At 58.1% G+C, this 13430-nt stretch carries 13 protein-coding genes; 10 read left to right on the top strand and 3 right to left on the bottom strand.

Annotated elements, in window-relative coordinates:
• The coding region (locus ALQ04_RS02660; RefSeq protein WP_147466554.1) for a XylR family transcriptional regulator at window positions 1-1194 on the bottom strand (1194 nt) is incomplete at its 3' end.
• A 171-nt stretch (window positions 1195-1365) separates the two neighbouring features.
• Between ALQ04_RS02660 and xylA the strand changes: the two genes are divergently transcribed.
• From xylA to ALQ04_RS02615, 9 genes are all read left to right on the top strand, one after another.
• Window positions 1366-2682 carry a xylose isomerase gene (gene xylA / locus ALQ04_RS02655; protein WP_122314308.1) on the top strand — a complete coding sequence of 439 codons (1317 nt, stop codon included), beginning with the start codon at window positions 1366-1368 and terminating at the stop codon, window positions 2680-2682.
• Between the two features lie 139 nt (window positions 2683-2821).
• On the top strand, window positions 2822-3823 hold the full coding sequence (gene xylF / locus ALQ04_RS02650; RefSeq protein ID WP_122314307.1) for a D-xylose ABC transporter substrate-binding protein: 1002 nt from the start codon (window positions 2822-2824) through the stop codon (window positions 3821-3823).
• A gap of 109 nt (window positions 3824-3932) precedes the next feature.
• Complete coding sequence (xylG, locus tag ALQ04_RS02645; protein ID WP_122314306.1) at window positions 3933-5489, top strand: D-xylose ABC transporter ATP-binding protein; 1557 nt, start codon at window positions 3933-3935, stop codon at window positions 5487-5489.
• Window positions 5489-6625 (top strand): sugar ABC transporter permease, encoded by a 1137-nt coding sequence (locus ALQ04_RS02640; RefSeq protein WP_122314305.1) that lies wholly within the window; start codon window positions 5489-5491, stop codon window positions 6623-6625. Before xylG ends, ALQ04_RS02640 begins: the two co-directional genes overlap by 1 nt.
• Before the next feature lie 87 nt (window positions 6626-6712).
• Entirely contained in the window at window positions 6713-6946 is a 234-nt protein-coding gene (locus ALQ04_RS02635) for a zinc ribbon domain-containing protein (protein ID WP_122314304.1), read from the top strand.
• Window positions 6947-7121: 175 nt separating this feature from the next.
• Complete coding sequence (locus ALQ04_RS02630; RefSeq protein ID WP_122314303.1) at window positions 7122-7799, top strand: DsbA family protein; 678 nt, start codon at window positions 7122-7124, stop codon at window positions 7797-7799.
• Window positions 7800-7862: 63 nt separating this feature from the next.
• Window positions 7863-8438 (top strand): flavodoxin family protein, encoded by a 576-nt coding sequence (locus ALQ04_RS02625; protein ID WP_122314302.1) that lies wholly within the window; start codon window positions 7863-7865, stop codon window positions 8436-8438.
• Between the two features lie 216 nt (window positions 8439-8654).
• On the top strand, window positions 8655-8915 hold the full coding sequence (locus ALQ04_RS02620) for a hypothetical protein (RefSeq protein WP_122314301.1): 261 nt from the start codon (window positions 8655-8657) through the stop codon (window positions 8913-8915).
• Window positions 8916-9140: 225 nt separating this feature from the next.
• Complete coding sequence (locus ALQ04_RS02615) at window positions 9141-11915, top strand: PAS domain S-box protein (RefSeq protein WP_259644886.1); 2775 nt, start codon at window positions 9141-9143, stop codon at window positions 11913-11915.
• 15 nt (window positions 11916-11930) lie between these two features.
• On the opposite strand, the gene ALQ04_RS02610 is transcribed toward ALQ04_RS02615, so the two are convergent.
• The gene (locus tag ALQ04_RS02610; RefSeq protein ID WP_122314299.1) at window positions 11931-12308 is read right to left on the bottom strand and encodes a helix-turn-helix domain-containing protein; all 378 of its coding nucleotides are present in this window, start codon (window positions 12306-12308) and stop codon (window positions 11931-11933) included.
• A gap of 91 nt (window positions 12309-12399) precedes the next feature.
• On the opposite strand from ALQ04_RS02610, the gene ALQ04_RS02605 reads away from it, so the two are divergent.
• Window positions 12400-12807, top strand: a complete 408-nt coding sequence (locus ALQ04_RS02605) for a DoxX family protein (protein WP_122314298.1) — start codon at window positions 12400-12402, stop codon at window positions 12805-12807.
• An 8-nt stretch (window positions 12808-12815) separates the two neighbouring features.
• Here ALQ04_RS02605 and ALQ04_RS02600 read toward each other — a convergent pair whose 3' ends face one another.
• Window positions 12816-13376, bottom strand: a complete 561-nt coding sequence (locus ALQ04_RS02600) for a TetR family transcriptional regulator (protein ID WP_122314297.1) — start codon at window positions 13374-13376, stop codon at window positions 12816-12818.
• Window positions 13377-13430 lie beyond the last annotated feature (54 nt).

Genomic DNA, 13430 nt, shown 5'->3' with positions numbered 1-13430 from the left:
GGGCTCGGAGATGTGTATAAGAGACAGCCCCTCCCTGGCCCCCCGTGGCGTACACCCAAACTCCCGCCGAAACACCGTATGCAGATACTGCGCAGACTTGAACCCGCAATTCCTCGCCGCCTCGGCAATCGTCACACCGCCATCCTTCAACTCATCCGCCGCCGCCGCCAATTTGAATCGCAATATCTCGTCATGCACGCTACAGCCGCGCACTTTGCGGAAGTGGGATTCCAGCGATGAGCGCGACACGCCGACATAAGCCGCGACTTGCGCAGTCTTGATGCCCTGGCAGGCGTATTGGCGGATGAATAGCAGGGCCTGCATGACGTACGGGTCGCCCAATGGCTGGTGCAGGCTGGAGACCTGGACGTTGATGGAGTCGGGCGGAATCAGGATCTGGGTGGTTTTGGCCGGCATGCCGTGCAGCATCTGGTGGAGCAGTTGTGCGGCGGTGCGGCCCATGGTTTCGGTGCCCTGGACGACGGAGCTCAGTGGCACTCGGGTCAGGCTGCGGGTCAGTGGGTCATTGTCGATGCCGATCAGGGCCACTTGTTCCGGTACGGCGATTCCGGCCGTGAGGCAGGCTTGCAGCAGTTGCCGGGCGCGGGCGTCGCTGACAGCGATGATGCCGATGGGTTTGGGCAGGCTTTGCAGCCAGGCGATCTGTTGTTCGACCGCGCTGTCCCACAGCGGCGCGCTGGTGCCCATGCCGCGATAGACCTCGGCGTGCAGGCCGTCGCGTTGCATCAGCCAGCGAAAGGCCTTTTCCCGCTCCTGGGCCCAGCGGTTGGCCTGGGCTTCGGGCAGGCTGAAGCAGGCAAAGCGCGTCAGTCCGGCTTCGATCAGGTGCTCGTAGGCGAGGCTGATCATGGCCTTGTTGTCTGTGGCGACGTAGGGAATGCCTTTGGGGTAGGCGCGTTCGTCCTGATAGGAACCGCCCACGGCGACCACCGGTAACTTGATGTCGGCCAGGGCTTCGCCAATCAGCGGGTCGTCGAAGTCGGCAATGATCCCGTCGCCTTGCCAGCGTTCGATTCCTTTTAGACGGCACAGAAAGTCTTCTTCGAGAAACAGATCCCACGAAGCACGGGTACTGCTCAGGTAGTTGCCGATGCCGCTGATGATGCCGCGGTCGTAGATCTTGCTGCCGTTGAACAGCAGGGCAACGCGGTGCACGGGCGGTACGGTTTTCATTGTTTTTGTCCTGGGCCGGTCCACACCAAGGTGGTGCTCACAGACTAAGCGCGGGGAGGGCGAATCTCAATACGCAAAATCGCACCCGCTGTTGGTGATTTTCATAATTTTTGGCCATGGGGTGGTTGCTAGTATCTGGGCACTGACAAGAACAACAAAAGGACATTGCCCATGCCGTACTTCCCCGAGGTCGAGAGCATTCGCTACGAAGGCCTGGCCAGCGATTTTCCTCTGGCTTTCCGCCATTACGACGCCAACAAGATCATCCTCGGCAAACCCATGCGCGAGCACCTGCGCATGGCTGCCTGCTATTGGCACACTTTCGTCTGGCCCGGTTCGGATGTGTTTGGGGCCGGCACCTTCAAGCGCCCGTGGCAGCGAGCGGGCGATCCGCTGGAAGTGGCGATTGGCAAGGCCGAGGCCGCCTTTGAGTTTTTCACCAAGCTCGGTATCGACTATTACTGCTTCCACGATACGGATGTGGCTCCTGAAGGCAGCTCGCTCAAGGAGTACCGCAATCATTTTGCGCAGATGGTCGATCATCTGGAGCAGCACCAGGAGCAAAGCGGCATCAAGCTGCTGTGGGGCACCGCCAACTGTTTCAGCAATCCGCGCTTTGCCGCCGGTGCGGCGAGTAATCCGGACCCCGAAGTGTTTGCCTGCGCCGCCGCGCAGGTGTTCAGCGCCATGAACGCCACCCAGCGCCTCAAGGGCTCCAACTACGTGTTGTGGGGCGGGCGCGAGGGTTATGAAACTCTGCTCAATACCGACTTGAAGCGCGAGCGCGAGCAAATGGGCCGTTTCATGCGCATGGTGGTCGAGCACAAGCACAAGATCGGCTTCCAGGGCGATCTGTTGATCGAGCCCAAGCCGCAGGAGCCGACCAAGCATCAGTACGATTACGACAGCGCCACGGTGTTCGGCTTTTTGCAGCAGTTCGGGCTGGAAAATGAAATCAAGGTCAATATCGAAGCCAACCACGCGACTCTGGCCGGGCATAGCTTTCATCACGAGATTGCCACGGCTGCTTCGCTGGGGATCTTCGGCAGTATCGATGCCAACCGCGGCGATCCGCAAAACGGCTGGGATACCGATCAGTTTCCCAACAGCGTCGAAGAAATGACCCTGGCCACTTACGAAATCCTCAAGGCCGGTGGTTTCAAGAATGGCGGGTTCAACTTCGACTCCAAGGTGCGTCGCCAGAGCCTCGACCAGATTGATCTGTTTCATGGCCATGTTGCGGCGATGGATGTGCTGGCCCTGTCTCTGGAGCGTGCCGCCGCCATGCTGCAGAACGACCGGCTGCAGCAATTCAAGGATCAACGCTACGCGGGCTGGCAGCAGCCTTTGGGGCAAAAGGTTCTCGCAGGTGAGTTCAGCCTTGAATCACTGGCTGAACATGCCTTTGCCAGCGAGCTGAATCCGCAGGCCGTCAGCGGCAGGCAGGAAATGCTCGAAAACATCGTCAACCGGTTCGTTTATAGCTGACGGTCAGTCGCGTCTGTCGGCTGTTACATTCTCACGACAAATCTGTGCTGGTCCGGTTTTACAACGCTCTACAGTTGTACCAGCACGATACTCATCGTCAGGCAGTGTCTTTCAAACAACAATAAAAGGACGCACCACCATGAATAAAGTCAAACGCACGCTACTGGCCGGCGCTCTGGCCTTGCTGTCTGTTCCGGCCATGGCCGATTCTGCCAACCCGAAAATCGGTTTTTCGATTGATGACCTGCGTCTGGAACGCTGGTCGCGGGACCGGGATTACTTTGTCGCGGCGGCAGAACAAATGAACGCCAAGGTCTTCGTCCAGTCGGCCGATGCCAACGAGCAGAAGCAGATTTCGCAGATTGAAAATCTTATCTCCCGTGGTGTCGATGTGATCGTCATCGTGCCGTTCAACGCCACAGTGCTGACCAACGCAGTGGCCGAAGCCAAGAAGGCCGGGATCAAGGTCGTATCTTATGACCGGCTGATTCTCAACGCCGATATCGATGCCTACATCTCCTTCGATAACGAAAAGGTTGGCGAGATGCAGGCCAATGGCGTGCTGCAGGCTGCGCCTAAGGGCAATTACTTTTTGCTCGGTGGCGCGCCGACCGACAACAACGCAAAAATCCTTCGCGAAGGGCAGATGAAGGTGTTGCAACCGGCCATCGACCGGGGCGATATCAAGATCGTCGGCCAACAATGGGTGAAGGAGTGGAACCCCACCGAAGCGCTGAGCATTGTCGAGAATGCCCTGACCCGTAACGACAACAGGATCGATGGCATCGTCGCTTCCAACGACGCCACCGCAGGCGGCGCGATCCAGGCGCTGGCTGCGCAGAAGCTGGCCGGCAAGGTGCCGATTTCGGGGCAGGACGCCGATCTGGCAGCGGTCAAGCGAGTGATCAATGGCACCCAGACCATGACCGTCTACAAACCGCTGAAACTGATCGCCTCGGAAGCCGCGAAGCTTTCGGTGCAACTGGCGCGTAACGAGAAGCCCAGCTACAGCTCGCAGTACGACAACGGCAACAAGAAAGTCGACACCATCCTGCTGACCCCAACCCCGTTGACCAGGGACAACATCGACCTGCTGGAAAAGGACGGCTTCTACACCAAGGCGCAGATCGCCGGACAGTGACTCTTCGGGCCCCAGCGGCTCGATTGAGCACCGGAACAACTGCGCAGATTCTGCGCAGTTGACCTTCGGTCTGTGACCGGAGAGTGGACCCTTTTCTGTGAGCCTCGCCATGTCCGACTATCTGCTGGAAATGAACGGCATCGTCAAAACCTTCGGCGGCGTCAAAGCCCTCAATGGCATCGATATCAAGGTCAGGCCGGGGGAGTGCATCGGGTTGTGCGGCGAGAACGGCGCCGGTAAATCCACGTTGATGAAAGTGCTGTCGGCGGTCTATCCGCACGGCACCTGGGACGGCGAAATCCTCTGGGATGGCCAGCCGCTCAGGGCACAGTCGATCAGCGAAACCGAAGCCGCCGGCATCGTCATCATTCATCAGGAACTGACTCTGGTCCCCGATCTGTCGGTGGCCGAAAACATTTTCATGGGGCATGAGCTGACGTTGTTCGGCGGACGCATGAACTACCCGGCCATGACCCGTCGTGCCGAAGCCCTGATGCGTGAGCTGAAAGTGCCGGACATGAACGTATCGCTGCCGGTTTCCCAGTACGGCGGCGGCTATCAGCAACTGGTGGAAATCGCCAAGGCGCTGAACAAGCAGGCGCGTCTGCTGATTCTCGATGAGCCGTCCTCGGCACTGACCCGTTCGGAAATCGAGGTGCTGCTGGACATCATCCGCGACCTCAAGGCCAAGGGCGTGGCGTGCGTCTACATCTCCCACAAGCTCGATGAAGTGGCTGCGGTGTGCGACACCATTTCGGTGATCCGCGACGGTAAACACATTGCAACCACCGCCATGGCGGACATGGATATTCCGCGAATCATCACCCAGATGGTCGGCCGGGAAATGAGCAATCTGTATCCCACCGAACCCCACAGCATTGGTGAGGTGGTTTTCGAGGCTCGACACATCACTTGTTATGACGTCGACACGCCGAAACGCAAACGGGTCGACGACATTTCGTTCGTCCTCAAGCGCGGCGAAATCCTGGGCATTGCCGGGCTGGTCGGGGCCGGTCGCACGGAACTGGTTTCGGCGCTGTTCGGTGCCTATCCCGGTCGCTACGAAGGCGAGGTCTGGCTGGACGGTGAGCTGATCGACACCGGCACGCCGCTCAAATCGATCCGCGCCGGCCTGTGCATGGTTCCCGAAGACCGCAAGCGCCAGGGCATCATTCCGGATCTTGGAGTTGGCCAGAACATCACCCTGGCGGTGCTGGACAGTTACTCGAAGCTGACCCGCATCGACGCCGAAGCCGAGCTGCACAGCATCGATCAGGAAATCTCGCGCATGCACCTCAAGACTGCGAGTCCGTTCCTGCCGATCACCAGCCTTTCCGGCGGCAATCAGCAGAAAGCCGTGCTGGCCAAGATGCTGTTGACCAGGCCCAGGGTCCTGATTCTCGACGAGCCGACCCGCGGCGTGGATGTCGGCGCCAAGTACGAAATCTACAAGTTGATGGGCGCGCTGGCGGCCGAAGGCGTGTCGATCATCATGGTGTCCTCGGAGCTGGCCGAAGTGCTTGGTGTTTCGGATCGGGTGCTGGTGATCGGCGAGGGGCAGTTGCGCGGTGATTTCATCAACCACGAACTGAGCCAGGAACAGGTGCTTGCCGCCGCACTCAGTCAGACCGCTGACCATAACAATAACGATCGGAAGTCCGCGTGATGAACCAGGTCAAACAGCTCTTCACCCGCTACAAAATGCTCGCGCTGGTTATCGCTGTGGCGATTATCTGGCTGTTCTTCAGTTGGCAGACCGAAGGCGGATTCCTGACCCCGCGCAACCTCTCCAACCTGCTGCGGCAGATGTCGATTACCGGGATTCTTGCCTGCGGCATGGTGCTGGTGATCATCAGCGGCGAGATCGATCTGTCGGTCGGCTCATTGCTGGGCCTGCTCGGCGGCCTGGCGGCGATTCTCGATGTGATCTATCACATCCCGCTGCTGGCGAACCTGAGTATCGTCGCTCTGTGCGGACTGATGATCGGTATCGCCAACGGCTACATGACGGCCTATCTGCGCATCCCGTCATTCATCGTGGGCCTGGGCGGCATGCTGGCGTTTCGCGGCATCCTGTTGGGGATTACCGGCGGCACGACCATTGCGCCGGTTTCGCCGGAGCTGGTTTATGTGGGGCAGGGTTATCTGCCGCATACGGTCGGTACGGGGCTGGGCATTGTGCTGTTCGCACTGACGCTGTTCCTGACCTGGAAACAACGCCGCAATCGCGCGCTCCATGGTCTGGCGGCGCATTCACTGGTACGTGACGTCCTGCGCGTGGTGTTGATCGGCGCGGTGCTGGCGGCCTTCGTCCAGACCCTCAACAGCTACGACGGTATTCCCGTGCCGGTGCTGCTGTTGCTGGTTCTGCTCGGGGTGTTCAGCTACGTGACCAGCCAGACCGTGTTCGGGCGCCGGGTCTATTCAGTGGGCAGCAACATGGAAGCCACGCGCCTGTCCGGCATCAACGTGCAGGCGGTGAAGCTATGGATCTTTGGCATCATGGGCGTGATGTGTGCGCTCGCCGGGATGGTCAACACTGCACGCCTGGCTGCGGGCTCGCCCTCGGCTGGCAGCATGGGCGAACTCGACGCCATCGCAGCCTGCTTCATCGGCGGCACCTCCATGCGCGGCGGCTCCGGCACGGTCTACGGCGCACTGCTCGGAGCGCTGGTCATCACCAGCCTCGACAACGGCATGTCCATGCTCGACGTGGACAGCTACTGGCAGATGATCGTCAAGGGCAGCATTCTGGTCCTGGCGGTGTGGGTCGATGTGAGTACCCGAAACGAACGGCGCTGATACATTTCGTAGGGTGCCCGAGAACCAAAGGTCGAAAAGCCGGTCTTTAGTTCAGTTTTCGGCCATTACAAAAACGGACGGTGCGGTATGAGCCTGATCGATTGCTCTGAGTGCGCAGCAAGGATTTCCGACAAAGCCTACGCTTGCCCACATTGCGGCAACCCTCTGAAAGAGCCGCCTTCCAGCGGGCCTTTCAGCGAGAAAAACATTGGTCAGATCGCTGGCGTGACCGGCGTATGGCTGACCGCACCATGGCTGGCACGCATGGTGTTTGGCGTGGTCGCTGTGATTGCTGTCGCGGCGGTATTGATTCTGCGTTGAGGTTGTTTTCGCGAATGAATTCGCTCCTGCACAGTGCGTAGGAGCGAATATGTTTTGCCCGGATGCTGCGTGGATTTGACCGATCCATGCAACAAACCGTCTCCTGTAATCGGCTATTTCTCCGTCTCATAAATAAATAACGTAGAGGCCTGACGAATAACCGGAGCCGTTTTCCATGGCCAGCCTCAAACTTCATTACCTTTTTGACCCCCTGTGTGGCTGGTGCTACGCCAGTGCTCCGGCGCTTGAACGCCTTGCACATGAATTTCCACAGGCATTGCAACTGTGCCCGACCGGCCTTTTTTCCGGCGACGGTGCCCGAGCAATCACGCCAGCCTTTGCCATGCATGCCCGCTCCAATGATCAGCGTATCGCCAGCCTGACGGGCCAACTCTTCAGCCCGGGCTACTTCCAGCGGATTCTGGGCGGCGCGAACATGCGATTCGATTCCATGGCCATGAGCCGGGCGCTGACGGCAGTTCGAGAAATTGACGCTACTCTGGAACCCGTACTGTTTCATCGTCTGCAAACAGAGCGATATGTCGAAGGGCTGGATACCTCATCGCCAGACATCGTTGCCAGGATCAGTGTTGACCTGTTGCGAAATGAAGGTCATGAACTCAGCGAAAGCGAGTTCGCGACCCGGCTCCAGCACGGAAAAAACCTTGCGAAGCAGACCCGCCAGCGCATCGAGGATGCGCAGTTTCTGATGGACCAGGCTGGCGCCAGCGGTGTGCCGCTTCTGCTTGTCGAGATCGATGACAGCGTCCATTCGTTCAGCGGCGCGGATCTGTATGCCGCGCCAGGTGACCTGATAGCGAAAATCGAACAAATCGCATCAACGACTGCCTGATTGTTCAGGTACGTGATGCCAGATCTTGCAATCCAATCATCAAGCCAGGCAGAGATAGAAATCATGACTAAAGTTGCAATCGTTTACTTCAGTGGCTACGGCCACACCGCCAGGCAGGCGGAAGCTGTCCAGCGCGGTGCTGCTTCGGTTCCGGGGGCATCGGTAACCATGCTGCGCATTGACGAGCAGGGCAATCTTGCGGATGACAGCTTTGAATTACTCGCCCAGCAAGACGCGGTGATCTACGGTTCACCCACCTACATGGGCGGCCCGGCCTGGCAGTTCAAGAAGTTTGCCGATGCGTCCTCCAAACTGTGGTTCCAGCAGGCACTCAAGGACAAGGTCGCGGCCGGCTTCACCAACTCGGCTTCGGTCAATGGCGACAAACATTCCACCATTCACTATCTGTTTACGCTTTCTCAACAACATAGCCAGGTGTGGGTCGGCACGGGGCTGCTGCCAGCCAACAAGAAGGAAAACGGTCCTGATGACGTGAACTGGACCGCAGGTTTTGCGGGTGCAATGGCCATTTCCCCATCCGACGCATCTGCCGAAGAGGCACCTCGCAGTGGTGACCTGAAGACCGCAGAGCTGTTGGGTGAGCGCGTAGCGCGGATCGCTGGGAAACTGGCTTCCTGAGGTTTGCTCCTCCCGCATGTTTGAATTGCCATGGCCTGTGGGAGGAGCTTGCTCGCGACAGCGGCATTGAAGGCGACAAATGCATAATGACCAGGAGCAGATTCATCGGCGCCATTACTGAAACTAACGAAATCCCGCCAAAGCAGAAGTATTCCTCGCAGGGAATGCATCGGCTTTTTTGCAGTCTGTATCGGCATCCCAGTCAAGGATCCGACCATGCTCACCTATCGCAACCTCTGTCTACTCTGCCTGCCATTGCTGTCAGGCTGCCAATATCTGCCGCACAGTTCGTTCTTCAAGGCGCCCGAGAATGAGCCGAATCCGGGAATCGGGGAGCGTTCTATAACGTCTGGCGAGAGGTGGCATCCGTTGTTACTTATCTTTAATGAAGCATCGCTTATCCCTATTGTCTTGACCGGTTTCTCCAACCATCCAGAACTAGCTGCTACTGTAGACGCAGAGCCGTATCATGGCTAAGCCATATCACGCAGTTGAAACGTTGGAATTATTGGGAGCGATCATGTGTAACTGGGGGCGGTTCTGAAAGACCTGACTAGAGAGGAGCTGGAGGCTGAAGTCGTACGGCTGCGTACTGCACTTGAGAAAGCTTCTGCCCAGACGGCAACTGCTCCCCGACAGCCTCGGCCTCCGGTCGTCGGGTCTGGCAAAAGCCTGTCCCTGGATGCCGCACGGCAACGCGCCGTGTTCGAGAGTGCCATCGACTTCGCCATCATTCTCAGCAACCCGGCCGGGATCATCACCAGTTGGAACTCCGGTGCCACGCATATCATGGGCTGGAGTGCTGAGGAAATGTGCGGCCAAAGGGTCGACCGGATGTTCACGGCCGGGGATCAGGCCAGCGGCAGGGTCGAGCAGGAAATGCAGTTGGCGTTGCACAACGAAAGGGTTTCGGACGAACGCTGGCATGTACGCAAGGGCGGGCATACGTTCTGGGCTTCCGGCGAGTTGATGCCTCTCTACGATGAAGCGCGCACGCATCTCGGTTTCATGAAAATCCTGCGCGATCGCACAAAAGAGCATCTGGCCGGCCTGGCCATGGAGGAAACCAAGGAAAGGTATCGGCTGGCTGCCAAGGCTACCAACGATGCCGTCTGGGACTGGGACCTGGAAGCGAACCATGTCCATTGGAACGAGGCGCTGGAAGAGGCCTATGGTCATCCGCTGGCGGCTATTGAAGCAACGGGTGACTGGTGGATCGCCCACATCCATCCAGATGATCGACAACGTATCCATGACTCGATCCATGCGGTGATTGACGCGGACGGCACTGACTGGACTGACGGCTACCGGTTTCAGCGCCTGGACGGCACTTACGCGGAAGTGCTCGACCGCGGGCATGTGATTCGCAATAGCGAAGGTCAGGCGATTCGCATGATTGGCGCGATGCTCGATCTGACCAAAATGCGCACGGCAGAGATCGCCCTGCGCAAAAGTGAAGAACGTTTCAGAACGATCCTCGACACGATTGAAGCTGCATTTGCCATCGTCAAGGTCAAGTTCAATGCCGACGACCATCCTGTCGACTACCAGTTTCTGGAAGTCAATCCGGCCTTTGAACGCCAGTCGGGTGTCGATCTGCGTGGCATGTGGGTGACCGAATACGCTCCGAATCTGGAACCGTTCTGGTTTGAAATCTATGGGCATGTCGCAAAGACAGGAGAACCTACCAACTTCGAGAATTATGCCGAGGCGTTCAAGCGCTGGTTCGATGTGCGGGCAGTGCGTGTGGGGGATCCCGAAGAGCGCCAGATTGGCATCTTTTTCAACGATGTCACCGAGCGACGCAATACCCAGGAACGCCTGCTGGTCAGCGAAGCCGTTGCGCGTGCCAACGTGGAGCGAGTTCAGCTTGCCCTCGCGGCCGGAGCCATTATTGGCACCTGGCATTGGGATTTGCCGACCGACCGGTTTACGGTCGACGAAGCCTTCGCTCGCGCTTTTGGTCTTGATCCGGCCCACGGTCGCGAAGGTCTGGCTCTTGAGCAGGTCGTTGAAACCGTCCATCCCGATGATCGCGAGGGGCTGATGACCGCGATCAACGAAGCTGCACTTCGTGGCGGGCCATATTCGTATCAATATCGGGTGCGGCGTGCTGATGGGAAGTATTACTGGATTGAGGCGAACGGGCGTGTCGACCACGCCGAAGACGGTACTCCTCGGAGCTTTCCCGGCGTATTGATCGATGTCGAGGAACGGCGCACCGTGGTGGCGGAACGTGACCATGCGCTCACCGAATTGCGTGTCCTCAACGAAACACTGGAACAGCGTGTCACAGAGCGAACCCATGATCTGATGCAGGCCGAAGAGAAGTTGCGTCAGTCGCAGAAGATGGAGGCTGTAGGCCAGTTGACCGGTGGCCTGGCACATGACTTCAATAACCTTCTGGCGGGTATATCCGGCTCTCTGGAATTGATGAACATACGCATTGCCCAGGGCCGCTTGAATGATCTGGACAAGTACCTGGTGGCCGCTCAGGGTGCCGCAAAACGGGCTGCATCGCTCACGCACCGCCTGCTCGCATTCTCCCGTCGACAGACGCTGGACCCGCAACCGACCAATGTTAATAAGCTGATGGAGGGCATGACCGAACTGATCCAGCGCACGGTCGGCCCCGGCATTGTGGTCGAAACCGTTGGCGCGACCGGCCTCTGGCCTGCTCTGGCAGACGGCGGCCAGCTTGAAAATGCGTTGTTGAATCTCTGCATCAATGCGCGAGACGCCATGCCGGACGGCGGGCGAATCACCATCGAGACAGCCAATCGCTGGATTGATCGCGAAGCCGCTCGCGCCCACGACATGCCCGAAGGCCAGTATCTGGTGTTATGCGTGACCGACACCGGCACAGGCATGACCCCTGAGGTGATCGCCAAGGCCTTCGATCCGTTTTTCACCACCAAACCCATCGGGCAGGGCACCGGCCTGGGCTTGTCCATGATCTATGGCTTCGCCCGCCAATCCGGCGGCCAGGCTCGTATCTACTCCGAGATCGGCCTGGGGACCACCGTGTGCATTTACCTGCCGCGCTATTACGGAGATACGCCGCAGGATGCCGGTGAAGTAACCAACGCGATGCGTCCATCGACCGCAACCGGTGAAACGATTCTGATCGTTGACGATGAGCCGACAGTACGCATGCTGCTCACCGATGTTCTGAGTGATCTGGGGTACGCGGTGTTCGAGGCGGCCGACAGTATTGCCGGACTCAAGATCCTGCGCTCGAACGTTCATATTGACCTGCTGATCACGGATGTCGGCTTGCCCGGTGGCATGAATGGCCGCCAATTGGCCGATGCCGGAAGAGACCTGCGCCCGAATATGAAAACGTTATTTATCACCGGTTATGCGGAAAATGCAGTGATTGGAAATGGTCACCTCAGCCCCGGCATGCAGGTGCTTACCAAGCCTTTTGCGGTGGATACGCTCATTTCTCGTGTTCGGGAGTTGATAGGCAGTTAGTGGAGGATGGCGAGGCTATTTCCCGGGATTGCGCCCTCGTGAAGTCGGGCGCTTTTCAAGCGTATCGCCGTATTGCTGCCACCAGGCGGTCAGCGCTTCCATCGTCGGTCCAAGCCCTTGCGCCTTGAGGGTTATTGCATATTCAACGCGCGGTGGCACCTCTGCGAAGACCGTGCGTGATACAAGGCCGTCCGCTTCCAGCTCGCGCAACTGCGCCGTCAGCATGTGCTGGGTAACGCCGGGAATCGCCTTGCGCAGCTCTCCGAAGCGATAGATCCGCTGATTGAGCAGCCACATGATTTCCAGTTTCCACTTCCCGGACAGTAGCGAAAAAGCGCGGCGCATTTCTTCATGCATATTGATGCCGGTATCTTCAATAGTATTGTTTTCCATACTAAGTCCAACTTATTCATCCTGCTTGTGAGTTTTTATCTTAGTCAATACTGTGGCGGCCTGTCTAACTTGAATACAGATTGGAAATAATATGGCTGTCTATATTTACTGGATAAGTACTGCACTTCTGGCATTGCTGTATTTTGCTTCTGCCTTCCTGTACATCACCAAGGGCGACTTTGTTCGCAAGGCACAGGAGGAACTGGGTTATTCAGCTTCCCTTCTGGTGCCGTTCATGATTGTCGTCAAGGTACTTGGGCCTGTCGTGGTGCTGTGGCACTTCAACACTGCACTCAGCGATCTTGCCTACGCCGGCATCTTCTACCACCTGATCTTGTCCGGTCTGGCGCATCTGGGTGTTCATAAACCCAAGGGGGCAGTACCTGCGGCTCTGGGCCTTATTTTTCTGCTCCTGTCCTTCTCGACACAAAATGTCGCACGCGAACTGTCTTCGCCTTATGCACCTGCTGCGCCTGTGATCCAGGCACTTTTCAATTAAAGGAAAACTTACATCTTCAGAATTGCATCACGGCATGCCGCAAGAATCTCGTCGGCCAGAGGCGAGTCATCCGGACAGGCACGAGACATGACGATGGCGCCGAGCGCATGAGCCATGATGGCAATGTACTTGGCGCGTGCATGTGCAGCGTCTGAGCTGTCCGTTTCGCCACGTCCCTCGCGCAACGCCGAGAGCTGGGTTTCAATCCCGGCGGCAAATGTGGCTCGCACGCCTTCCTCCTTGCGGGCGGCGTCAGCGCACAATGCTGCAAATGTGCAGCCTGCGGCGCGATCATCGCGGTGCTCACGGGAAATATAGAGCTTCACGAAATCTTCGACCGAAGTGCCGACCGTCAGCTCTGCAGATTGCGCAATGCCACAGGCCGACGACTCCGCCATCAGATCGGCTTTGGAGTTGAAGTGCTTGTAGAACCCGCCCTGAGTGAAACCCGCAGCACCCATCAGGTCCGCGATACCGACTCCGTCGTAGCCGCGCTCTCGAAAGAGGGCAGACGCGGTTTCCACGATATGTGCGCGATTTTCCTGTGCCTGTTTCCTGGTTACTTTCATCGTCTGTCCAACCGTTTTTACATGGCAGCAGTATGCATTGATGTCACTTGAAAT

This window comes from Pseudomonas cichorii (assembly GCF_003700275.1).
Classification (GTDB): domain Bacteria; phylum Pseudomonadota; class Gammaproteobacteria; order Pseudomonadales; family Pseudomonadaceae; genus Aquipseudomonas; species Aquipseudomonas cichorii_B.
This window is presented reverse-complemented; position numbering and strand designations above follow the sequence as displayed.